Below are 21,946 nucleotides of genomic sequence, written 5' to 3' on the forward strand. Positions count from 1 at the left end.
CGAGCCCGTGCCTTTCCTCGTGATTTTCCCGCCCATCATTCCGATTGGAGACAAAAGATGGTTCTGACAGATTCTGAACAATTGGCCTTCGCCGTGGCCGAAGCGCGTACTGGCCGTGCCGAGGGAGGCATTCCGATTGGGGCGGCGTTGATCGTTGATGGCGCGGTGCTCGCCGTGGGGCGCAATCGGCGGGTGCAACAGGCCAGCGCGATTCGGCACGGTGAAACGGACTGCCTCGAGAACGCCGGGCGGCTGCCGGCCAGCGTGTATGCGCGCGCCACGATGGTCACGACGCTGTCGCCGTGTGACATGTGCACGGGCGCCATTCTGCTCTACAAGATTCCACGGGTCATCATTGGGGAGAACACGACGTTCTCCGGCGGCGAGGATTACCTGCGTTCGCGCGGGGTTGACGTCGTGGTTCTCGACGACGCGGACTGTGTGCAACTGATGAGTGACTTCATTCGGGAGGAACCGGTGCTCTGGAACGAGGACATCGGCGAGGAGGGGGCGGCGGCCTAGCTAATCTCGGCGTGCGCAGCCCGGTTGGCGCGCAGCCCGTCGAAGAGAGCGCGAAGACCGAGTTCGAAGGCTGCCTCGGCGCTGGACGTCTGGGCATGAGCCGGGTCGAGCGCGCGGTGCAACGTCGCGAGATCGGGTGGGACGACATCCGCTGAGAGGAATGAATCCGGCGCGATGATGTCCAGCGCCGAGCCGAGCACAAGTGCCTCCACGGTGCGCATCACCGCAACGGCTTCGCCATCCGCCCAACCGCTCTCGATGAGCGCTGAGATGACGACGTCGTACATGCGCAGCGTCGACAGATCCGTGATTGGCGTCGTCGCCAGCAAACGGATGGTGTTGGGCCGCGCCGCGAAGGCTGCAAGATACGAGCGCGCCCAGGCAACCAGGGCGTCGTCCCACGGCTCGGTCGCGAAGCTCGACGTATCGATGTCCTCGACGATGAGAGCACGCATGCGCTCGATGAGGTCGTCTTTACCGGCGATGTGGTTGTAGAGGGACGACGGCCGGCGGTTCAGCTGTGTGGCGAGTTGCTTCATCGTGAGCGCTTCGCTGCCGAACGTGTCGATCAGGTCGAGTGCCGCCTGCGCGATCTGTCTACTCGTGAGGTTCATGGCCGGCCTTCCCGATTTCCGCTTTGCATTTGGAGCTAGAGAACGTACTCTACCGAATACGCATTCAGACGAACGACGTTCGTTCGTATGATTTCTCGTTTTCAGATCAAGCACAACCCAATGGAGGGCACCACGTGAGCGCATCCGGCCGACAGAGGCTCTTTACCAACGGAACCGTCTGGATGGGTGCGGACGCTCCCGACGAAACTGCGCTGCTCGTGGTGGACGGTCGTATTGCCGCCGTCGGCGCCGCAGCAGAAGACGTCGCGAATGCGTCTGCTGCCTGGGCCGCCTCGACCGGGAACAGCGCCGCACCGCTGGAGGTCGTCGACCTCGACGGTGGATTCCTGATGCCGTCGTTCGGAGACGGCCACGCGCATCCGCTTCTCGGCGGTCTCGAAGACTGCGGCCCCGCCGTGCGCGGCTGCTCGAGCATCGCCGAGATCGTCGCCGAAGTGCGCCGCTATGCCGAAGCGAACCCCGACGAGGAGTGGATCGTGGGAGCCTCCTACGACGGCAGCCTCGCCGAGAACGGCCTCTTCGACGCGCGGTGGCTCGACGAAGCGGTGACAGACCGACCGGTCATGCTGCGCGCCTGGGATTACCACACGATATGGGTGAATTCGAAAGCCCTCGAACTCGCTGGCATCGACGCGTCGACAGCCGAGCCCGTGCTCGGTGAGATCCCGCGCAGATCCGATGGCAGTCCGCTCGGCACTCTGCGCGAATGGGGCGCGGTCGACCTCGTCACGGCCGTCAGCCCTGAGCACAGTCTCGAGGACCGCGTCGACGCGCTCCGTCGTGCCACGGCCCACTTCGCCAGCCTCGGCGTCACCTGGGTGCAAGACGCCTGGGTTGAGCCGGCGGATGTCGACACCTACCTCGCCGCCGCCGCATCCGGTGCTCTGTCCACTCGCATCAACCTTGCGCTGCTCGCCGATCCTCGGCACTTTCCGAACACGCTCCCGGCGATGGTCGCGGCCCGACGTCGGGTCGAAGAACTCGGCCACCCGCTGCTCACGGCGCACAGCGTCAAATTCTTCGCCGACGGCGTCGTCGAGAACGAAACCGGCGCCCTGTTGGAGCCCTATTGCACGGGCTTGCATGACCACGGAATGCTGGTCTGGACGCCGGAACAGCTGGCCGAAGCGGTCATAGCCGTCGATGCGGCTGGCTTCCAAACCCATATCCACGCCATCGGCGATGCCGCCGTGCGCTGTGCTCTCGACGCCATCGAACGCGCCGATAGCGTCAACGGTTCGTCTGATCGCCGTGCCGTGATCGCCCACGTGCAATTGGCCGCCGTCGACGACCTCGAACGGTTCGCGAAGCTCGGTGTCATCGCCACCATGCAGCCCCTCTGGGCGCAACTCGACGACCTGATGACCAAGCTCACCCTGCCGCGCCTTGGCCCGGAGCGCAGCGTGCGCCAGTACGCCATGAAGACACTCAGCGGTCTCGGCGCCCCGCTGGCGTTCGGCTCTGATTGGCCCGTCTCGTCGGCCGATCCTTTGGCGGGCATTGCTGTCGCCGTGCAGCGCACCAACGACGCCGGTGAGCCCGCTGGCGGTTGGGTCCCGCAGGAGAGGCTGAGCCGTGAAGCCGCCCTCGCCGCGTACTCGAGCGGAGTCGCCTACCAGGCGTTCGCCGACCGCGTTCGCCCGGAGAGCGCGACGGGTTCCGCAGATTTCGCTGCGTCGTCGGATGGGCCCGGAATCTCTTCGGCTGCCGCGTGGGGCCGCATTGAGGTGGGCGCGAGTGCCGACCTGGTCTGGCTTGAGAGCGACCCGCGCACCAGCGCCGCATCCGAATTGTCGGCTGCGAGCATCCGTTCCACCTATCTCGCCGGTACACCGACGTATCGCGCGAGCTGAGAAAGGATCCACACCTATGAGCTCCTCCTCCGCTGAACCGCTCACCGCCACACCGCCCGGCACGGCAGCAGGGGAGGGCCACCTGCGTCGTGTTCTGGGCGTGCCCTCACTCGTGCTGTTCGGCCTGGTCTACATGGTGCCGCTGACGATCTTCACGACCTATGGTCTCGTCACCCAGATCACCGGGGGACGTCTGCCGCTGGCCTACCTCGTCACCCTGGTGGCGATGGTGTTCACCGCGCGCTCCTACGGGCTGATGTCGAAGGCGTTCCCGTTTGCGGGATCCGCCTACACCTACACTCAGCGCAGTTTCGGTCCCGGTATCGGCTTCCTGGCCGGTTGGGCGCTTCTGCTCGACTACCTATTCCTGCCGATGATCAACTACCTCGTCATCGGTATCTACCTGAACGCAGCCTTTCCCGCGATGCCCGCGTGGACGTTTGTTCTCGCGACCATCATCCTGGTGACAGTGTTGAACATCGTCGGCATTGTGTCGGTAGCACGCGCCAACATTCTGATCATCGCCGTGCAAACGATCTTCATCGTGGTCTTCGTGGCCATGGCCATCGGCGTGATCGGTGGCGCGGGGGCGGTCGACCCGCTTGCACCATTCACTGGAACCGGTGAGAACGGCGGGTTCCTGCCCATCGCCGCTGGCGCCGCGGTGCTCTGCCTCTCGTTCCTCGGCTTTGACTCAGTTTCGACACTTGCCGAAGAGACCCGCGATCCGCGCAAGAACCTGCCCAAGGCAATCATGATCGTCACGATCCTGGCCGGGGTGATCTTCGTCGGGCTTGCCTACATCGGCCACCTGGTGCTGCCGTCGCACCTCTTCACGGATGTCGACTCCGCAGCCCTCGACGTGATGGCCAAGGCCGGGGGAAGCTTCCTTGTCACGTTCTTCACCGCGGCCTACGTGGCCGGCGCCGCGGGTTCGGCGCTGGCCTCACAGGCATCCGTCTCCCGCATTCTCTTTGCGATGGGACGCGACGGGGTGCTGCCGAAGCGATTCTTCGGCAAGATCAATGTGCGCTTTGGTACGCCGGTATTGGCGATTCTCGCGGTGTCAGCCGTGTCGTTGATCGCGCTCGTGATTGATCTCGGCTTGCTCGCCGAGATGATTAGTTTCGGCGCCTTGATCGCGTTCTCGGCCGTCAACCTGTCGGTGATCAAGCACTACTTCATCGGGCAGCATCTGCGTGGCCGTCGCCACCTGTTCAGCTATCTTTTCGTACCCGCGATCGGCTTCGCGCTCACGATTTGGTTGTGGACCAGCCTCTCGCCGCGCACGCTGCTGGTGGGGCTGATCTGGCTCGGGGTCGGGCTGGCCTACCTGGCTTGGATCACCCGAGGGTTCCGCCGCCCAGTTCCGATGCTCGATCTGAAGGAGTAGAGCAGTTCGCGAGGCCTCGCCATTGGGGAGGCCTCACGAGCTGTGGATAAATCGTGCGAGTCGGCGCCGATCTGCCCTACGGTGTCGGCATGAGCATGATGACTCATCGTTGCCGTACGTGGCCCGCCGATCGAGCGATGCCTGCGCTCGCGGTGTGCGCTGTCGCGGCAGTGACCTCGGTTCTTCTTCTCGCCGGATGCACGTCGATGCCGGTGTCGCCACCGACCCCTGCTCCTTCGACGCACGAGCCGGTTTTCGCGTCAAACGCGGAAGCGCTGGCAGCGGCGACGGCTGCGTATGCGCAGTATCAGGCTCTCTCAAGTCTTATTGGGCAAGAAGGTGGTCTTGATCCGGACCGCATGGCTCGCGTTGCTGTCGGACAGGCATTGGATGCAGAAATTGAGTCAATGCGTTCATTGTCAAAGTCCGGACTTCGAGGCCACGGACAGCTTGCATTCGATTCGCTGGTAATTCAAAGCGCCAATCTTGACGATGGATCATTGGTTGTCTATCTATGCCTCGACGTGTCCCAGACCGATGTAGTTGATTCTGACGAAGTCTCCGTGGTTCCGCCGGATCGCGAAGTTAGATACCCACTTGAGGTCAGTTTTGTCAGCGGCGCTAAGCGTGTCTTGCTAGTCGAAAGGTCAGAGTCGTGGAGTGGCGAAGATTTCTGCTGATGACGACTGCGTTATCTCTCGTCTACGGGAGTTTGGCAGGTTCACCGGTGTATGCGTTAGTCCGAAGTGGGGCGTGCGTCGGATGGGACGCCGCGACAAGCACATGCCCTCCGTCTGTCGGCGGGAAGGTCGATGATGACGGGGGTGGTGTCACGGTGGGCGGCGGGTATGACACTGGCGGGGGCGGGTCTGGTGAGGGGGAGCCGGGCGCGGGCGCTGACGGTGGAGGTGCGGCGCCGGGTATGGATGTTAATGACCCGCTCTATTTCACGCGTGACACGTTTGGATCGGAGTGCCCGGTGGGGGCGCCGTGTGATCCGGGCCTGGTGGTGCGGGTGGGTGATCTGGTGAATATTCCGGCGGGGACGCCGACAAGTGGCATGGAGCCGAATGGGTGGGCGATCGTGGGGCTGCCGGCGAATTTCTATTCGCGGGCGGAGGCGCATGTGCGTAGTGGTGTTCTGTTGGGGTATCTGGCGGAGGTGCGCTTTACTCCGCTGGGCTTCGGTTGGGCGTATGGTGACGGTTCGCACGGTCGAACGGGCACGGGTGGTGCGTCGTGGGCTGCGCAGGGGCGTGCGGAGTTTGATGAGACGGCCACGAGCCATGTTTATGGCGAGTCCGGGTCGTTCGTGGTCACGCCGCGGGCGCTTTACACGGCCGAGTTTCGGTTCAACAGTGGGGCGTGGCGCACGGTCGCCGGCACGGTGTCGGTTGCGGGTCCCGCGTTCACGGTGGTGGTTGGCCAGGCCAAGACATTGCTTGTGGGTTCGGATTGTCGCGGCAAACCCCAGGCCCCCGGCTGCTGAACCGTTCGATACGAGTCAGCCGATCAGCGTGAGCATGAGTCTCGAATCTTCGAGAGCCTCAACTTCATGCGGCAGCGATGCTTCCAGGCGCAGGATGGCACCGGGGGCGAGCGTGGTGAGCTGCCCCGCTGCGGTCACGTTCAGGCATCCGTCGAGAGCCTGCAAGATCAATGTCTTGGGGGCACGGTGTTCTTTCATCACATGACCGGCCTCGAAGGAAAGAACGACGACGCGCACGTCCGGTGAAGTGAGCACCGTGCTGTGGCCGAGCCTGCCCGGAGTAACGGGAGAGCTCTCGAGCAGATCGCTGACAAAGACGAGTGGGACGGCATAGTGTTCCATACCCTCACGTTAGCCCGTTGTTGATCGAGCCCGCCCCGACCCGCAGACCTGCGCGCGAGCCCGCACCCAGCCCGACCCGCAGGCCTGCGCGCGAGCCCGCACCCACCCCGCTGATCGCACCCACCCCGCTGATCGAGCTCGTCGAGATTAACGCCCGAGGGCTCGACAGGCTCGACCCACGGTTCGGCGCTCGACCCGCACCCATCCGCTGATCGAGCCTGTCGAGATCCCGTAAGCCAACCTCAAGACTCGCGGGCGGGGTCTCGACAAGCTCGACCGGCGGTCGGTAGACGACCCCTTCCTTTGACCGCTCCTCCCACGCCGCTGATCGAGCGTGTCGAGATCCCGAAAGTCACCCTCGAGGCCGGGGGTCGGGGTCTCGACACGCTCGACCCACGTATCGGTAATCGGTCCCGCGCCCCTTCCGTTGATCGGGCTCGTCGAGATCCTGCGCACCACCCGCGGGACTCGCGGGCGGGGTCTCGACACGGTCGACCCACGGTTCGGCGTTCGAGCCTGCACCCCTTCCGCTGATCGAGCGTGTCGAGATCCCGTGAGCCACTCTCGAGACCATGGCCGCAGTCTCGACCGGCTCAAGTTCTCGATCCCTCCACAGAAACAGGTACGAGAACTTATCCACATATACTGAGAAAAGCTCGTAATCATGTTCGTTCTTTGGGAGAATAGAGCTATGTCAATCACCTCCCCACCCCCCGTCTCCGCCCCGGAGCCGACACCCGCCTCGGGTGCGTCGGCACCGACCGCGGCCATGGTGCTGGCGGTTCTCGAACAGACGCAGGCACTGTGGGCCGGGCTCGGAACCGTCAGCCCCGACCGGTTCACCGACGACGACCTCCTCGGTGTGCTCGGCGCGTTCGAAGGCGTGGGCCGGCTGGTTGATGCCGGCCGGGTGGCTGTGGCGGCGACGGTCGAGGAACGCTCCGGCCGGTGGCTGGGTCGGGACTCCCTCGCCGCGAAGCGGGGCTGCACGAGTGGCATCGACCTGATCACCCGGGTCACCCGCATTTCCGGCCGGGAAGCGAAACGGCGTAGCGCCCTCGGCCTGCGGATGCGCGACACGCAACACGTCGGCACGATCATCCCCGCACTGTTCCCCACGGTCGGTGCCGCGGTCGCTTCGGGCTTGCTGGGGGTGGATGCGGCGGAGGTGATCATGTCCGGTCTGGCCGAGATCTCCCCGCGCGTTGCCCCCGATGATCTTGCGGCTGCGGAACGCGCTCTGGTGGGTGCGGCGACGGGCACGATCACGGCCGAGAATGAGGGTGAGCCGGGCGCGGGCTTTGCGTTCTCGGCGGACTCGATGCGGGTGCAGATGTTGCAGTGGCAGGCGGCGCTGGACCCCGACGGGGTGGCACCGAACGAGGTCGAGGGTGAGGCGACGAGCACGATCAGTTTCGGCCGCTTCAAAGACGGTGTGTATCCGGTGCGGGGCGGGGTGACTCCTGATCTGTACGGAATCATGAACCTCACCTTCGACGCGTTCATCGCGGCCCGCAAAACCCCCGCGTTTCCGACGGCCGCCGAGCAAGCCCGCGACCAGGCCCGCGACGACCGCTCCGAGCGCGACGACCGTGCCGAGCAGGATGCCCACGACGACCGCTCCGAGCAGGATTCTCACGACGGTCCCGACGGACACGACGTATACGACGAGCACCTCCATGACCACGACCACGACGACCACGGTCAGGGTTCAGCCTCAGCTGAGGTGCCTCTTCCCGGGTCGGCCGGGCATGAGTTCGATGATGTCGACACCCGTACCGCCGGTGAGAAGCGGGCCGATATTCTGCGCGGCATGTTCACCCAGTTGGCCCAAGCCGACAGCACTCCCAGCATTGGTGGTGCACCGCCGACGGTGGTGGTGCATGTGAACGTGAACGATATTGAAGCCGGGCGCGGTGTCGGCTGGATCGACGGCGTCGACGCCCCCATCTCGCTTCGCACGGTGGATCAGATGATGTGTGCCGGAGGGACCCAAACGGTTCTGTTCGGTCCGAACGGTGAGGTTCTGACGCTGACCGATCCGCAACGACTGTTCAACCGTGCCCAACGCCGGGCGATCCTCGCCCGCGATGGCGGCTGCGGCGTTCCCGGCTGTGATGCCCCCGCACAGTGGCTCGAATTTCATCACGTCATCCCCTGGAGCACAGGCGGCGTCACCGAGGTCGACAATGGTGTGGCGTTGTGTTGGCGACATCATCACACCATCGAAACGTCCGGCTGGGAGATCCTCATGGTCAACGGCCGCCCCCAAGTGAAAGCCCCGGCCTGGATCGACCCGACCCGCACCTGGCGCGACGCCAACCGCCACCGCACCGACACCCACCGCCGCGACTGATGCGGCGCGACTGATGCGCCGCGACTGTCCTGCCGCGACTGTCCTGCCGCGACTGTCCTACCGCGACTGTCCTGCCGCGACTGTCCTGCCGCGACTGAACCGCCGCGACCGACCCGCCGCGACTCGCCCGACGGGCCTCATCCGCCCGCCCCAGTCTCCACGCCCCAGCCTCCACGCCCTACTCGCTGCGCCGAAGTTGCCACGCCTCAACCGCCACGACCAACCGGCCGAGTACCACATGCTGGTTGGGTACCCAGGGGAGAGCCGCCCTCGACCGCAAGAAGCTCGGGGGATACCCTCGGAACCATGGCGACCGACTCGGAACGCTCACCCGTGCACCGCTGGGTTTTCTGGCCTGCGGCATCCATAGTCCTCGTCTTCGCGACGTTCGCCATTGTCACCCCGCAGGCAGCTGAGGTGCTCTTCAGCACCATCCAGACAAGCATCGTCAACACGTTCAATTGGTACTACGTCCTGATCGCCACGTTCTTCGTCATCTTCTGCTTCTGGGTGGGCTTCAGTCGGTTCGGTGATATCAAGCTCGGCAAGGACGACGACAAACCTGAATTCTCTCTCATGGCGTGGTTCTCGTTGCTTTTCGCAGCCGGTATGGGTATCGGTCTCGTCTTCTATGGCGTGAGCGAACCGCTCAGCCATTTCATCACCCCGAAGCCCGGCGTCACGGGCTCCCAGTCGTTGCTGGCGCAGCAGGCTTTGAGCCAGACCTACCTGCACTGGGGCATTCACGCCTGGTCCATTTACGTCGTCGTGGGACTGGCCCTGGCCTATGCAATCCACCGCCGCGGTCGGCCGATCTCCATCCGATGGACGCTCGAGCCACTACTGGGCAAGCGGGTGCGCGGCGGCTGGGGCAACCTCATCGACATCGTTGCTCTAGTCGGTACTCTCTTCGGGGTTGCGACGTCGCTCGGACTCGGCGTGCTCCAAATCAGCTCGGGGCTCTCATCGGCGAACATCGCTAAACCAACTGTGACAACTCAGCTCATCATCATCCTTGTCATAACCGTACTGGTGTTGTTCTCGGTGCTCTCGGGCGTCTCACGTGCGATGAAATGGCTCTCCAGCATCAACCTGATCTTGGCCGGCCTCTTCCTCCTCTACGTGCTTGCGGCTGGGCCGACCGCGTTTCTGCTGCGCGAGTTCGTGCAGTCTCTGGGCAACTACATACAGAACTTCATCGGACTGTCGTTCAACGTGAGCGCCTTCACCGGCAAAGCAGGGGAGGCCTGGCAGGCCAGCTGGACCTCATTCTTCTGGGGCTGGTGGATCGCCTGGGCACCCTTCGTGGGCATCTTCATCGCCCGAATCTCCCGAGGTCGCACGGTGCGGCAGTTCGTGGTGGGTGTCATCCTGGTGCCGACCCTGATCGGAGTGCTCTGGTTCAGCGTGCTCGGGGGCTCCGCGATTGCCCTTGAACTCAAGGGCGTCAGCTTGCTTCGTTCCGACGGCACCGTCGACCTCGATGGATCCCTGTTCGCGCTGCTTGCACACCTGCCGGGAACGACCTTTCTCACCATCGGTGTGATCATCATCATTACGATCTTCTTCGTCACCTCGGCCGACTCCGGCGCGCTTGTGATGGGCATGATTGCCACGGGCGGCGACCTCGAACCGCGCCGCTGGGCCCGAGTCTTCTTTACCCTCATCACTGCCGTACTCGCTATTGCACTCCTACTTTCCGGTGGTTTGAAAGCGCTCCAGACCGCGGCGATCATCATCGCCCTTCCCTTCAGCGTCGTGATGCTGCTGATGTGTTGGTCGACGTACATCGCCTTTAAACGAGAACGCGAAGCCCACGACAGAGCACAACGCGCCCTCTTGATCGAACGCATCGGCGAGCACTACGGACTGGAGGTCGAAGATCAGATCGAACACGGACTCGCCGTGCGCACCCCACGGTGGTTGCGTCGTTTCGTGCGCGCCACACCGCGCAGCCTCACGGATGCCGTGGGCATTATCACCCCCAACGTCGACACCGGAGCGCCAGCCTCCGAAGGCGCCAGTATGGGTGGCGCCGACACCGGCGATTCCCACGACGGTGGCACCAGCACGGGCGACACCGGCGCAGATGGCCGCGCTACCGGAGACGCCAGCACCGCTCCACACACCGGCGTGGAACCCGACGACCCGGGTGCCCGAAGCTGAGGCCGGGTCGGGGTCGACCGAGTGAAGCGAACCGCTACTGCGCCAGCCCCCTCCGTACTCACTAGGCTGAGGGGATGCGTAAGATCCTCGTTCTGAATGGTCCGAACCTCGGTCGCCTGGGTAGTCGTGAACCCGACGTTTATGGCGCCGCCGACCTCGACGATCTGCGCGACTACCTCGCCGGTGAAGCTCCTGACGACCTGACCATCGATCTGCGCCAGAGCGACGACGAGGCCGAACTCATCCACTGGCTCTACGAAGCGGTCGACACGAACACGCCGGTGATCATCAACCCGGCCGCCTTCACGCACTACAGTTACGCGCTTCGGGATGCCGCAGCTCTCGTCACGAAGGCTGGCGTGGCGCTCATCGAGGTGCACATCTCGAACCCGCACGCCCGCGAAACGTTTCGGCACACGAGTGTCGTCAGCGCCGTCGCAACCGGGGTGATCGCCGGCTTCGGATTCGATTCCTACCGGCTTGCACTGAACTTTCTCACTTTTCGCCCGTAAACTGTGTCTTTGGCACTCGTCTCTGCGGCAACTACACTCGTTTGAGGCCGGGACCGGCCATACCTTTCCCAATCGAATGGATCACCTTTTCATGGCATCTACCGCCGATATCAAAAATGGCGTTGTACTGAAGATCGACGGCCAGCTCTGGACCGTCATCGAATTCCAGCACGTCAAGCCGGGCAAGGGTGGCGCGTTCGTGCGCACCAAGCTGAAGAATGTCGTCAGCGGAAAGACCGTCGACCGCACCTACAACGCCGGTGCGAAGATCGAGACCGAGAACGTTGACCGTCGCGACTTTCAGTACCTGTACGCCGACGGTGACTCCTACGTCTTCATGGACGTTTCTGACTTCGACCAGCTGCACGTTCCGGCCGCTGTCGTCGGCGATGCCGCCAACTTCATGCTCGAGAACCAGTCGGTGACCGTGGCGTTGAACGACGGCAACCCGCTCTACATTGAGCTGCCGGCATCCGTCGTGCTGGAGATCACCTACACCGAGCCGGGCCTGCAGGGCGACCGCTCGACCGGCGGCACCAAGCCCGCCACCGTCGAGACCGGCTACCAGATTCAGGTTCCGCTGTTCCTTGAGACCGGCACCAAGGTCAAGGTTGACACCCGCACAGGTGACTACCTCGGCCGTGTCAACTAGTGAGCGCTCGCACTAAGGCGCGCAAGCGCGCCATTGACATTCTGTACTCCGCCGACGTGCGGCAGATCACGATCCAAGATTCGCTTGCAGCCGAAGCGGTTCGCGCGACGAGCGAACCCGACCGTCAGGCGTCGTGGCTGTACGCCCGCGAGATCGTTGATGGCGTCGTCGATCACCGCGAGGAGATCGACGAACTCATCGAGACCTACTCGCAGGGGTGGACACTTTCACGGATGCCCATGATCGACCGCGCCATTTTGCGGATTGGCATCTGGGAGATCCTGTTCAACAACGCCGTTCCGCACGCCGTCGCGATTGATGAGGCTGTCGAGGCCGCTAAGGTGCTCTCGACGACCGATTCCGCCGGTTTTGTCAACGGTCTGCTCGGACGCATCGCCCAGACGGCTCCCTCTGCCTAAAACTTCACCACCCGCCAAGGCCCAGCGGCCCTCGACGAAAGCACTCTGATGTCACGCAGCATGAAGCCCCGCCTGGGCACCCTGATCTCCGCACTGGCTATTGCCGCCGTCATGACCGTCGGGGTGGCCGCCTGCGCACCCGTCGGCGGTGGGGATACCGGAGGCACCGGAGGCAGCAGCGCGCCGAGTGCCGCCCCGATTCCCACGGGAACCAGTGGTGCCGCCGACTTCGACGGCGGATTCCTCACGGTGGGCTCCGGCGCTACCGTGGTCGACGTCTACTTCGACCCGATGTGCCCGATCTGTGGCGTCTTCGACAAGACGAACGGTGCGCAGTTGAGTTCATTCGTCGACGACGGCACGATTACCCTGCGTTTGCACCCGATGAACTTTCTGAACCGTCTCTCGCAGGGCACCGAATACTCGACTCGCGCCGGTGGTGCACTCACCTGTGTGGCTGTCGCCGATCCGACGAAGACACTGCCCTACCTCACGGCTCTCTTCGACGACCAGCCCGAAGAAGGTTCCGCGGGAATCGATGACGCCGCTCTTGTCAAACTGGCGTCTGATCTGGGTGTCTCTGACATTTCGGAGTGCGTGACGACACAGGCGTATGGCTCGTGGGTGCAGCACATCAATGATGCAGCTCTGGCAGGCCCGATCGAGGGTGCCGACATTCCGAAGGTCGAGGGCACGCCGACTGTGCTGGTGAATGGCAACAGCTTCACCGGTCAGGTCAACGACGCCAAGGGTCTCGCCGCTTTTATCACGGCGGGCTAATCGGGCGCATCACGCTCCCGGCCGCACACCCTGCACGAGTCGAACATTCACGTGCAAGCGCGTATGCGAACGGGCCCATGGTTTATTCCGCGGCGGGTGCGTCGAAGAGCGGATGCCCAGTGATGGCACGGCCGTAGAAGTCGTAGAGTGCGTCGGCCGTCGGCGCCATCACGTGCCCGGCGCGGGCGTCGCGAAAGTAGCGGTCGATCTGGAGTTGCTGTGAGAACGCGGCCCCGCCGCAGACCCGCATCGCCGCATCGGTGATCCGCAATGCGGCGTCGTTGGATGCGGCCTTGCTACCGAGCACATGAAGTGGGGTGTCGTCCTGAGGTTCGGCCACCCGATCGGCGCATTGGTCGAGATAGGCCGCGGCCATGGCGAGGTCGATCGACATCTTGGCCAGCTGCGCCCGGATGGTCGGCAGCGCCGAGAGGCTTGTGTCGAGGTGTTCCAGCCGAGCGCCCGTCGTATGGCGCACAGCGGCCTCAACGGCTGCCCTGGCGAGCCCGAGCGACACAGCCGAGTTTCCGAGATTGAACCAGGGCAGTACGGTTCCCATCATCAGATCGAAGCCTCCGGCCGCGGGACCGATCCGCTGGTCGGGGCTGAGTGTGAGGTCGAAGGTCATGGGGCACGATTCGTTCCCGCGAAAGCCCATGCCCGCCCACGCACGATCGATCGCCACACCCTCGGTGTGCGCTTGAATCGCGTAGAGGTCAACGCCGGCGGCATCTGGCGATCGGGTCGAGACAACGTAGACATCGGCCTGCCCGGCGGAGGTGACCCAGCTCTTTTTCGCAATCATGCGGATGCCATCGGCGTCCTCGGAGGGCTGGGACACAGGTGCCCAGAAATGTGAGCGGGATCCGGCTTCGGAGAAGGCCAGTGAGCCGAGTGAACGGCCGGTGGCCAGATCGCCAAGCAGATTGGGAAAGGCGGGTGGCGGCGCTGCCGCAAGAGGCATCGCCGCGCTGATATGCATGAGATAGATCATTGCCGTCGAACCGCAGGCGCCCGCGAGGGCGCTGACGACCCGTACGAGATCGCGCGGTCCGCCGCCGAGGCCACCGACGCTGACTGGCAGGGTCAGGCCGAGAAGGTTGGATGCACGCAGCGCGTCCACCGCTTCGATCGGGAACCGGGCCTCCTTGTCGACGTCACTCGCGTGCGCGGCTGCGACGGTGAGAACGGGGTCGAGTCTGTCGGTGACGTCCATGGCTGGTACCTTTCCCGTGCAGGTGCGAGTCGGGGTGCGGGGTGGGCGGTCTCGGCAGGCCGAGGCGCGCGATCGCATCAAGTCAACTCTGCGCACGCTCATGCTGACAAGGCCGAGATCTTACGAACCACGGATGCCACGGTGTTGTCGATCTCGGCGGGCGGCCATGCGAGGAAGCCCGGGCTGCCGCTTCGATCGGCGGATCGCCCAACCGATAACCACCGTGATCGCGGCCACGGCGAGTGCGACGCGGAACGCGATGATGTCCGGCCGGACCTGCCATTCGGTTAAGGCGAGCGGCACGATGAGCCACTCCCAGCGATGAGTCAGCACGATGAAGGGGAGGAGCAGCAGGCCGTACCACGGGTACCGTGGGCTGATCACGAGCACGGTGGCGCCGACGAGTACGAGTTGGGCGAGCCACGGAGCCTGAGGGTCGGCCCACCAGAGGCACACGCCCGCGAGAATGGCGAGCAGCGCAGCTGCCACCGGCAGCGTCCACGTGGCGGGGAGTACCGTTCCGAGAAGTGCAAACCGGCTTCCGTTGTCGTAGCCTTCCTCGGCGAGATAACCCGGCAGGTAGCCCAATACCCTCGGGCCGGAGGCGAGCACGTAGGGCAGGTAGAGCCCGGCGAACGTCGCGACCGACGCCGCGACCACGGCGAGCGGCCGTCGCCGGAGCAGGGGCGGCGCCACAATGAGTGGAACGAGCTTGGTGGCGATGGATGCTCCGAGCGCGACACCGCCCCAGACTCGGCGACCGGATGCGACCAGCAGTGTCGCCGCGAGTGCCAGGGCCACGGCGAGGACGTCGACATGGGAGTTGTTGACGGCCTCGAGGGCGACGAAGGGCGACCACGCCCAGAGCGTAGCCCAGCGCTCGTTCTGCCCGTGGCGGCGCAGCGCGTTCAGGAGCATCCAGCTAATAAGAAGTGAGACCGCGAGCCCGGCCACTTGAAAGGGTCGGTACTCTGCGCTCGGCGGGACAACGAGGCGCACACCTAAGAAATAGAGCTCGGCCATAGGCGGGTAAATGGTGGGCGAGTGAGCACGATTGATGGCGGTGCAGAGCACTTTATCGCTCGGCACGGAGGTGGTCTCCACGATGTGCGTTCCCGTGCACTGCTCGGGCCCACCCGCGGTCCGCACGGGTGCGGGGAAGAGCCACTCCGGGCGGAGCCCGGCGAGCGCCTCATCCGCGGGAACGTGGTCGTACGGGGAAATTCCGGCGCCGGCGACGATTCCGTCCCAGGCGTAGCGGGCCGAGTCGGTGCTGGTGTTTGGCGTACCGAGCAGCGCGGCGCCCCCAATGACAAGTGCGCCCGCGACGACCATCGCGCGCACCATGCGGTCGGGCACACGGATAGCCGCGATGCAGGCGGCGGCGAACATCGCCCAGGCCCCAGCCACCACGACCCCGTAGGCAAACCGGTCGTGTTGGCTGGACAGATTCAGCGTCGTCACGCAGAATCCGATGAGCGAGGCAGTCGCCGCCACCAGCAGCGCCGTGATGATGAGTGCGGGGGATCGGCGCACAGGGGCGTGAGTCATAGCTCCTCAAGCGCATTTCGAAAGGCCAGACCGAAGAGCGAGTTCGGAATCTGCGCGGCCACGGCCGCCGCATCCGCCGCGGTGTCCACATCCCGCAGCTCCACAAGATCCCGCACCCGCAGGCCCGCGCGTACCAAGGCCCGGCGCTGCTCGGCTCCGGTGTTGGGGCGAGACATTTGGATGCCGCGGGTGAGCCTCCCTCGAGGGTCGGCCAGTCCGAGCGCCCAAAACCCCCCGTCTGATGCCGCGCCGATCCAAGCATCCACGTCACTCGGCCACGACTCGAACGCCGGGGCGAGCATGCCGGGCGTGACGTGAGGGGTGTCCATGCCAATCAGCAGCATGGGTTCGTCGAGAAGATCGAAGATCCCGGCCAACCGCACGTCAAGCGTTCCCTCACACTGCGACACCACCTCCCAGTCACGCCCCGCGGTCGCGGGCGGTGTGTCTCCGTCGAAGTAGAGTACGCGCCGGGTCGCCGGCACGCGGGCCGCCACCGTCAGGGTGTCCTCGAGGCTTGCTGCGGCGAGCGTCGCAGCCTGCCGCAGGGAAAACGGCGGGTGCAAGCGAGTCTTTACCGTTCCCGGTAAGCACTCCTTCGCGATGACGACGAGTGTGGTCATAGTCGCCCCAGCACTCGGCCCATATCGAAGACCGCGGCGATCGTGCCGCGCACAGTGCCGGTGACCTTAGAGCGCCCGACTCTGGGCGCATAGTGAACGTCGGACTCGACGATGCGCCAGCCCGCCTCAGCACCGCGGATCACCATTTCCAGGGGATAGCCGTTCCTCCGGTCGATGAGTGCGAGCTGGCGTAGCTCGGCCGTGCGCGCGGCGCGCAGCGGGCCGAGGTCGTACAGCCTCGAGCCGATTCTCTGGGAGATGCGGGCTGCAAGGATGGCGTTCGCCAGCCGCGCGTGTGGCGGCCAGGCACCCGACGCCGTGGGCCGCCGACGCCCGAGCACGAGGTCGGCCTCGTCGGCCATCAGCAGCTCCACCAACCGGGGCAACTCGGCCGGGTCGAGCGAGGCATCCGCGTCGCAGAAGGCTACAAGCGGTGCGGAAGCTGCGGCGAGTCCCGCCTGCGCAGCCGCGCCGAAACCACGGCATGGCTCCGTCACGACTGTCGCACCAGCCGCCTGTGCGACCTTTGCTGAGCCGTCTGTGCTTCCGTTATCGACCACGATCGCTCGGTAGCCGGCCGGAATTCGCGACAAAACCCACGGCAGCGCGTCGCGCTCGTTCAGACACGGCAGCACGACATCAACCCGGGGGGATCGCATGGTTTGAGGTTATGCCTGCGACCGACCAGCGTCGAGGGCCCCAGTGTTACGGATCGAGGACAGTGTGAAATTGGCGGCGCAGGCGGGCCCGACGGTACGTAGTCTGAAGGGGTGCTTATTCCCGTCACAGCACCAATTGAGAATGACGACCTCGTGGATCGCCGCGTGCTCGTCGTTGATGACGACCCGACGGTGTCTGAGGTCTCTACCGCCTACCTGCAGGCGGCGGGATTCATCGTCGACCGAGCTTCTGACGGCTTCGATGCGCTCAGTTCAGTGGAACGCACTCCACCCGACCTCATCGTGCTTGATCGGATGTTGCCGGGCATCGACGGGATCGAGGTGTGTCGTCGGATCCGGAAACTCGGCCGGACGCCGATCATCATGGTCACTGCGCTGGGCGCCGAGGATGAGAGGATACTCGGTCTCGAGGCCGGCGCCGACGATTACCTGGCCAAGCCATTCTCGCCACGGGAACTGGTGTTGCGGGTGCAATCGGTTCTTCGCCGCTCGGTGAGTGAGTTCATGCCGGAGTCTCCGTTTGAACGCGGCCCGTTCCGCCTGGATCCGAACGCTCGCATTGTCACCCGTGAGGGTGAACCGCTCACCCTGACCGTGCGTGAATTCGATCTGTTGGCGTTCCTCCTCAAACGGCCGAATCAGACCTTCGGTCGTGAGGAACTGTTGCGTGCCGTGTGGGGCTGGACGTACGGCGACCTGTCCACCGTGACGGTGCACATACGCAGGCTGCGCGAGAAGATCGAGAGCGACCCGACACATCCGTTGATTCTCGCCACTGTCTGGGGTATCGGCTACCGGCTGGACCTGTGAACTCCTGATGATCCCTCTCCCTGATCTGCTCGCCCTCGCCTCGATCGCCTTGGGCGCGACCCTGGCGGTGATGGCAGCAAGTGTCGTAGTGCTGCTCGGGCTCCGCCGCACCTCGATCATCGTGCAGGCGTGCGTTGTCGTGACCTCCACGATCCTTGCGGTGGTGTTGAGCATGATTGCCGCGGCGAACGCAATGTTCCTCTCGGCACATGAGTTGAGCGTCGCCGCGAACATCGCTGTCATCTCCGGCGCGCTCTCCCTCATGCTTGTTGCCGTGCTCGGTTGGGTCGTGGTGCGAAACTCCCGTGCACTCTCACGGGATGCGCGGCGCATCGGCGACGGAGAAATCGTCGAGAACACCGGTCGTCGGGTCAACCTGGAACTCTCCAACCTGGCGGCGGAGCTCACGGCCACGAGTGCGAAGCTGACTGAGGCCCGAGAACACGAGGAATCGGTGCAGAAGTCTCGCCGGGAGCTCATCGCGTGGATCTCCCACGACCTGCGCACCCCGTTGGCGGGTATCAGGGCGATGGCGGAGGCCCTTGAAGACTCGATGGTTGAGAATCCGCCGAACTACTACGGGCGCATCCGGGAGCAGGCCGAGCGGCTTTCAATTTTGGTCGACGACCTTTTCGAACTCTCCAAGATCGATGCCGGCACCTTCACACTCACGTTGCAGAGTGTGTCACTCTATGACGTTGTCAGCGATACCGTCGCCGACCTGCGCCCGCTCTCGCGCGGTCGTGAGATTGACTTTCACTCGCCCCCCGGCCAAGATCTTTCGGTCACGGCCGACCCGAGAGCACTGTCGCGGGCCGTCGGCAATCTGCTCCTCAATGCGATCCAGCACACGCCGGCCGGTTCGCCGATCACGGTCAAAGTGGAGATTGTCGACGGCAAGGCCAGCGTCGCGGTGATCGATCGAGGTGGTGGCATCGCAGAGAGCGATCTGGCCCAGATCTTCGAGCCGGGCTGGCGCGGTTCGGCGGCCCGCACCCCGCACCCGTCCGCCTCCGGTGGGGCGGGACTCGGGCTGGCGATTGTGCGGGGGATTGCGGCCGCCCACAGAGGCGAGGTCAGCGTGTGCAATGTGCCGGGTGGCTGCCGATTCGATCTTGTGATTCCCCGTGATCTCACGTCATCCGTTCGCGGTTCGTAAGCACTCGGTGGTTGTCGCACGGCCGACGCGGGTCTTTGATGAGAGCACCAGAAGGGAGTCGCCATGATCGAGCCGCTCGCGACGCACGCATCCAGCGCTCTGGATGCGCGATCCAGCCGCGTGCTGATCGCAATCGTGAGGGTCGGCGTCGCCCTGCTCTGGATTCAGAACGTGGGGTGGAAGGTGCCGCCCGACTTCGGCAGGGCCAGCAACAGTGGCCTCTACTATTGGAGCGGATTGGCCGTGAGTCACCCGGTCTTTCCGCCATACTCTGCGGTTGTCGACGCCGTCGTGCGCCCCGGCATCGAGTTCTTTGGCTGGACGACGATTCTCATTGAGGGCGGGCTCGGAGCCTTTCTGCTGATCGGCCTCGCCACGCGGCTCTGGGCGGTGATCGGCATCGCCCAGACCATCGCCATCACGCTGTCGGTTCTGAACGCTCCCCACGAATGGCACTGGTCTTACTACCTGATGTTGCTGGCGCACATCGCACTGTTCGCCACCGCCGCTGGTCGTTGCTACGGCCTGGACGGGGTTCTGCGCCCATCGTGGACCGCATCCGGAACCCGATTTGCGCGACTTATGGTGAGGCTCTCATGATGACGCGGCCCCTCGCGAATGCCGTGCTCGCCCTGGGCATCGCCGCTGTCGTCGGCAGTGCGTTCGCACTGACCGGTGGGCTCCCACCGGCGGTCCACCTCATCGAGGTTCCCGGGGCAAGCGCGTGGGTGTTGCTGGGTCTCGGCCTGCTGGCGATCGTGGCGTCGCGGGTGCGCAGTGTGGCGCTCACGGTCGTCAGCGGAGCAGCCTTCGTGGGAGCAGCCCTGCTGCAGCTTGTGCAGCTCGGCCGGTCAGCGAACCTGCTGGGCGGCAACGCGTCGACAATGGCGCTGATCGGCGGTCTCGGAATTGGGCTGCTCGTGGTCGCACTCGTCGCGCGAAATCGGCCGCCCTCGGATGAAAGGGAATGACACCCATGTCGAATCCTCTGCTCGTTGGTGCGGTGGCATATACGCCCAACGTCGTCACCATCTGGGAGGGAATGCGCGAATACTTCGCCGGAACGCCGTCTGAGATGGACTTCATCCTTTTCTCGAACTATGGCCGGCAGGTCGACGCGCTGATCGACGGCAGCATCGACCTGGCTTGGAATACCAACCTTGCCTGGGTGCGCACGGTGCTTCAGACCGGTGGTGAGTGCACGGCCGTCGCCGCGCGCGACACCGACACCGTGTTCCAGTCAGTATTCATCAGTCACGCGGGTGCTGGCATGAAGGGGCTCGCGAGTCTCAGTGGCCGACGGTTGGCGCTCGGCTCCCAAGATTCCGCGCAAGCCGCGATCCTGCCCATCCATTTTCTCCGGAAGGCAGGCCTCGGTGACAGCGTAGAACTGCTGCGCATCGACAGCGATGTGGGCAAACACGGCGACACCGGTCGGAGCGAACTCGATGCGCTGCGCGCGGTGCTCGACGAGCGAGCCGACGCGGCGGCGATCGGCATCAACACCTGGGATGCGATCGGCCGGGACGAGCTGATGCCCGGTGCCTTCGAGGCGTTCTGGGAGTCGCCGCACTACAGTCACTGCAACTTCACGGCACTCACCACGCAGCCCGAGTCCCGTGTCGCTCCCTGGGTTGATCACCTGCTGGCGATGGACTGGGAGAACCCGGCCCACCGCCCCATCCTCGAGATGGAGGGCCTCAGACAGTGGGTGCGACCGCGGATGGAGGGCTACGGGTCGCTTTTTGAGGCGGTTCAGGAGCAGGAAGTGGCGCCCCGATGGTGACCGGAAGCGTTGTCCTCGATTTGGTCGGCCGCATCGGTGCCGTGCACACCGGCGACACCGTGACCGTTCCGATCGAACCGCACGACAGCGAAGAGAGCGGACGAATCATTCGCGAGTGGTGCACGCGCACCGGCAATGAGCTTCTCGAATTCACGGGGTGGAGCGCGACGGTGCGCCGTGGCATCCGCGGCGACCCCCTCGCCGGTCTCTCGGCGGACCATCTTCCGGGAACCCGGCTGTGGATGTACACCAATTTCGACTGTAATCTGGCCTGCGACTACTGCTGCGTGCGCTCCTCGCCGCAGGCCGACCGGCGTGCGCTCGGCATCGACCGGGTGCGGCAGCTTGCGGCCGAAGCGGTCGAGGCAGGAGTGTCCGAACTCATCCTCACCGGCGGGGAACCGTTCCTGCTTCCCGACCTCGACGAACTCGTCGCCGCGTGCACTGACCGGCTTCCGACCACGCTGCTCACCAACGGGATGCTCTTCAACGGCAACCGGCTTGAACGATTGCGACGGATGAACCGGGATCGTCTCACGCTGCAAATCAGCGTCGACTCCGCCACCCCCGAAGGCCATGACGCGCACCGGGGTGCCCGTTCGTGGCAGCGCGCCGTTGCCGGCATTCGCATCGCCCATGAGGAGGGGTTTCGGGTGAAAGTAGCCGCGACCCTGCCGGCCGAGCAAATTCATGAGCTCGGGCCCTTTCACGACTTCCTTGACTCGATCGGGATCGAGCGCGACGACCAAGTTATTCGGGCCCTCGCCCATCGAGGCAATGCCGAGGCAGGTATCGAGCTCACGGTCGAGTCACTCATCCCGGAGGTCACGATTACAGCGGACGGCGTGTATTGGCATCCTGTCGCTGCCGACCATGAGGACCAACTGGTCACCAGCCAGATATTTCCGCTCGCCGACGCGATCGACGAGATACGCCGCCGTTTCATCGAACACCGGGTGCGCGCCAACGCCGCGGCGGAATGGTTTCCCTGCGCCTGACCTG

General features: G+C 64.7%; 23 protein-coding genes. 17 read left to right on the top strand and 6 right to left on the bottom strand.

Annotated elements, in window-relative coordinates:
- The first annotated feature begins 57 nt into the window (after nucleotides 1-57).
- Complete coding sequence (locus HNR05_RS04295; RefSeq protein WP_179577896.1) at nucleotides 58-522, top strand: nucleoside deaminase; 465 nt, start codon at nucleotides 58-60, stop codon at nucleotides 520-522.
- Here the strand turns inward: HNR05_RS04295 and HNR05_RS04300 are convergent.
- A complete protein-coding gene (locus tag HNR05_RS04300) occupies nucleotides 519-1,136 on the bottom strand; it encodes a TetR/AcrR family transcriptional regulator C-terminal domain-containing protein (protein WP_179577897.1) in 618 nt (205 codons plus the stop codon). The genes HNR05_RS04295 and HNR05_RS04300 overlap by 4 nt on opposite strands.
- Before the next feature lie 134 nt (nucleotides 1,137-1,270).
- Here HNR05_RS04300 and HNR05_RS04305 point away from each other — a divergent pair, with 134 nt between their 5' ends.
- The 4 genes from HNR05_RS04305 to HNR05_RS04320 all read left to right on the top strand — a co-directional run bounded on the left by HNR05_RS04305 (nucleotide 1,271) and on the right by HNR05_RS04320 (nucleotide 5,892).
- A complete protein-coding gene (locus tag HNR05_RS04305; RefSeq protein WP_343062457.1) occupies nucleotides 1,271-3,010 on the top strand; it encodes an amidohydrolase in 1,740 nt (579 codons plus the stop codon).
- Between the two features lie 16 nt (nucleotides 3,011-3,026).
- Nucleotides 3,027-4,403, top strand: a complete 1,377-nt coding sequence (locus HNR05_RS04310) for an APC family permease (RefSeq protein ID WP_179577898.1) — start codon at nucleotides 3,027-3,029, stop codon at nucleotides 4,401-4,403.
- 89 nt (nucleotides 4,404-4,492) lie between these two features.
- The gene (locus tag HNR05_RS04315; RefSeq protein ID WP_179577899.1) at nucleotides 4,493-5,083 is read left to right on the top strand and encodes a hypothetical protein; all 591 of its coding nucleotides are present in this window, start codon (nucleotides 4,493-4,495) and stop codon (nucleotides 5,081-5,083) included.
- 242 nt (nucleotides 5,084-5,325) lie between these two features.
- On the top strand, nucleotides 5,326-5,892 hold the full coding sequence (locus tag HNR05_RS04320) for a hypothetical protein (protein WP_179577900.1): 567 nt from the start codon (nucleotides 5,326-5,328) through the stop codon (nucleotides 5,890-5,892).
- A 15-nt stretch (nucleotides 5,893-5,907) separates the two neighbouring features.
- Here HNR05_RS04320 and HNR05_RS04325 read toward each other — a convergent pair whose 3' ends face one another.
- On the bottom strand, nucleotides 5,908-6,234 hold the full coding sequence (locus tag HNR05_RS04325; protein ID WP_179577901.1) for a cupin domain-containing protein: 327 nt from the start codon (nucleotides 6,232-6,234) through the stop codon (nucleotides 5,908-5,910).
- 691 nt (nucleotides 6,235-6,925) lie between these two features.
- Here HNR05_RS04325 and HNR05_RS04330 point away from each other — a divergent pair.
- The 6 genes from HNR05_RS04330 (at nucleotide 6,926) to HNR05_RS04355 (ending at nucleotide 13,119) form a co-directional block, all read left to right on the top strand.
- Nucleotides 6,926-8,590: an HNH endonuclease signature motif containing protein gene (locus HNR05_RS04330; RefSeq protein WP_179577902.1), complete on the top strand. Its 1,665-nt coding sequence runs from the start codon at nucleotides 6,926-6,928 to the stop codon at nucleotides 8,588-8,590.
- 306 nt (nucleotides 8,591-8,896) lie between these two features.
- Nucleotides 8,897-10,756 carry a BCCT family transporter gene (locus HNR05_RS04335; RefSeq protein WP_179577903.1) on the top strand — a complete coding sequence of 620 codons (1,860 nt, stop codon included), beginning with the start codon at nucleotides 8,897-8,899 and terminating at the stop codon, nucleotides 10,754-10,756.
- Between the two features lie 74 nt (nucleotides 10,757-10,830).
- Nucleotides 10,831-11,268: a type II 3-dehydroquinate dehydratase gene (locus tag HNR05_RS04340; protein ID WP_179577904.1), complete on the top strand. Its 438-nt coding sequence runs from the start codon at nucleotides 10,831-10,833 to the stop codon at nucleotides 11,266-11,268.
- A gap of 91 nt (nucleotides 11,269-11,359) precedes the next feature.
- Nucleotides 11,360-11,920, top strand: coding sequence for an elongation factor P (gene efp / locus HNR05_RS04345; protein ID WP_179577905.1), 561 nt, complete (start codon nucleotides 11,360-11,362; stop codon nucleotides 11,918-11,920).
- On the top strand, nucleotides 11,920-12,339 hold the full coding sequence (nusB, locus tag HNR05_RS04350) for a transcription antitermination factor NusB (RefSeq protein WP_179577906.1): 420 nt from the start codon (nucleotides 11,920-11,922) through the stop codon (nucleotides 12,337-12,339). Before efp ends, nusB begins: the two co-directional genes overlap by 1 nt.
- A 48-nt stretch (nucleotides 12,340-12,387) precedes the next feature.
- Complete coding sequence (locus HNR05_RS04355; protein ID WP_179577907.1) at nucleotides 12,388-13,119, top strand: DsbA family protein; 732 nt, start codon at nucleotides 12,388-12,390, stop codon at nucleotides 13,117-13,119.
- A gap of 82 nt (nucleotides 13,120-13,201) precedes the next feature.
- Here HNR05_RS04355 and fadE16 read toward each other — a convergent pair whose 3' ends face one another.
- From fadE16 to HNR05_RS04375, 4 genes are all read right to left on the bottom strand, one after another.
- The gene (fadE16, locus tag HNR05_RS04360) at nucleotides 13,202-14,335 is read right to left on the bottom strand and encodes an Rv1679 family acyl-CoA dehydrogenase (protein ID WP_179577908.1); all 1,134 of its coding nucleotides are present in this window, start codon (nucleotides 14,333-14,335) and stop codon (nucleotides 13,202-13,204) included.
- Nucleotides 14,336-14,455: 120 nt separating this feature from the next.
- Complete coding sequence (locus tag HNR05_RS04365) at nucleotides 14,456-15,886, bottom strand: glycosyltransferase family 87 protein (protein WP_179577909.1); 1,431 nt, start codon at nucleotides 15,884-15,886, stop codon at nucleotides 14,456-14,458.
- The gene (locus tag HNR05_RS04370) at nucleotides 15,883-16,509 is read right to left on the bottom strand and encodes a TIGR04282 family arsenosugar biosynthesis glycosyltransferase (RefSeq protein WP_179577910.1); all 627 of its coding nucleotides are present in this window, start codon (nucleotides 16,507-16,509) and stop codon (nucleotides 15,883-15,885) included. The genes HNR05_RS04365 and HNR05_RS04370 overlap by 4 nt, the downstream gene beginning before the upstream one ends.
- Nucleotides 16,506-17,168, bottom strand: a complete 663-nt coding sequence (locus HNR05_RS04375; RefSeq protein ID WP_179577911.1) for a glycosyltransferase family 2 protein — start codon at nucleotides 17,166-17,168, stop codon at nucleotides 16,506-16,508. The genes HNR05_RS04370 and HNR05_RS04375 overlap by 4 nt, the downstream gene beginning before the upstream one ends.
- A 111-nt stretch (nucleotides 17,169-17,279) precedes the next feature.
- Here HNR05_RS04375 and HNR05_RS04380 point away from each other — a divergent pair, with 111 nt between their 5' ends.
- The 6 genes from HNR05_RS04380 (at nucleotide 17,280) to HNR05_RS04405 (ending at nucleotide 21,942) form a co-directional block, all read left to right on the top strand.
- Nucleotides 17,280-17,999 (top strand): response regulator transcription factor, encoded by a 720-nt coding sequence (locus tag HNR05_RS04380; protein WP_343062458.1) that lies wholly within the window; start codon nucleotides 17,280-17,282, stop codon nucleotides 17,997-17,999.
- Nucleotides 18,000-18,006: 7 nt separating this feature from the next.
- A complete protein-coding gene (locus HNR05_RS04385; RefSeq protein ID WP_179577912.1) occupies nucleotides 18,007-19,158 on the top strand; it encodes a sensor histidine kinase in 1,152 nt (383 codons plus the stop codon).
- Nucleotides 19,159-19,221: 63 nt separating this feature from the next.
- Nucleotides 19,222-19,758, top strand: a complete 537-nt coding sequence (locus HNR05_RS04390) for a DoxX family protein (RefSeq protein WP_179577913.1) — start codon at nucleotides 19,222-19,224, stop codon at nucleotides 19,756-19,758.
- A complete protein-coding gene (locus HNR05_RS04395) occupies nucleotides 19,755-20,129 on the top strand; it encodes an Rv1678 family membrane protein (RefSeq protein WP_179577914.1) in 375 nt (124 codons plus the stop codon). Before HNR05_RS04390 ends, HNR05_RS04395 begins: the two co-directional genes overlap by 4 nt.
- Nucleotides 20,130-20,134: 5 nt before the next feature.
- A complete protein-coding gene (locus HNR05_RS04400; protein ID WP_179577915.1) occupies nucleotides 20,135-20,944 on the top strand; it encodes an Rv1680 family SBP-like protein in 810 nt (269 codons plus the stop codon).
- Nucleotides 20,938-21,942: an Rv1681 family radical SAM protein gene (locus HNR05_RS04405; protein WP_179577916.1), complete on the top strand. Its 1,005-nt coding sequence runs from the start codon at nucleotides 20,938-20,940 to the stop codon at nucleotides 21,940-21,942. The genes HNR05_RS04400 and HNR05_RS04405 overlap by 7 nt, the downstream gene beginning before the upstream one ends.
- The last annotated feature ends 4 nt before the right edge of the window (nucleotides 21,943-21,946 follow it).

The sequence above is a fragment of the Leifsonia psychrotolerans genome, from assembly GCF_013410665.1.
Taxonomy (GTDB): Bacteria; Actinomycetota; Actinomycetes; order Actinomycetales; family Microbacteriaceae; genus Cryobacterium; species Cryobacterium psychrotolerans_A.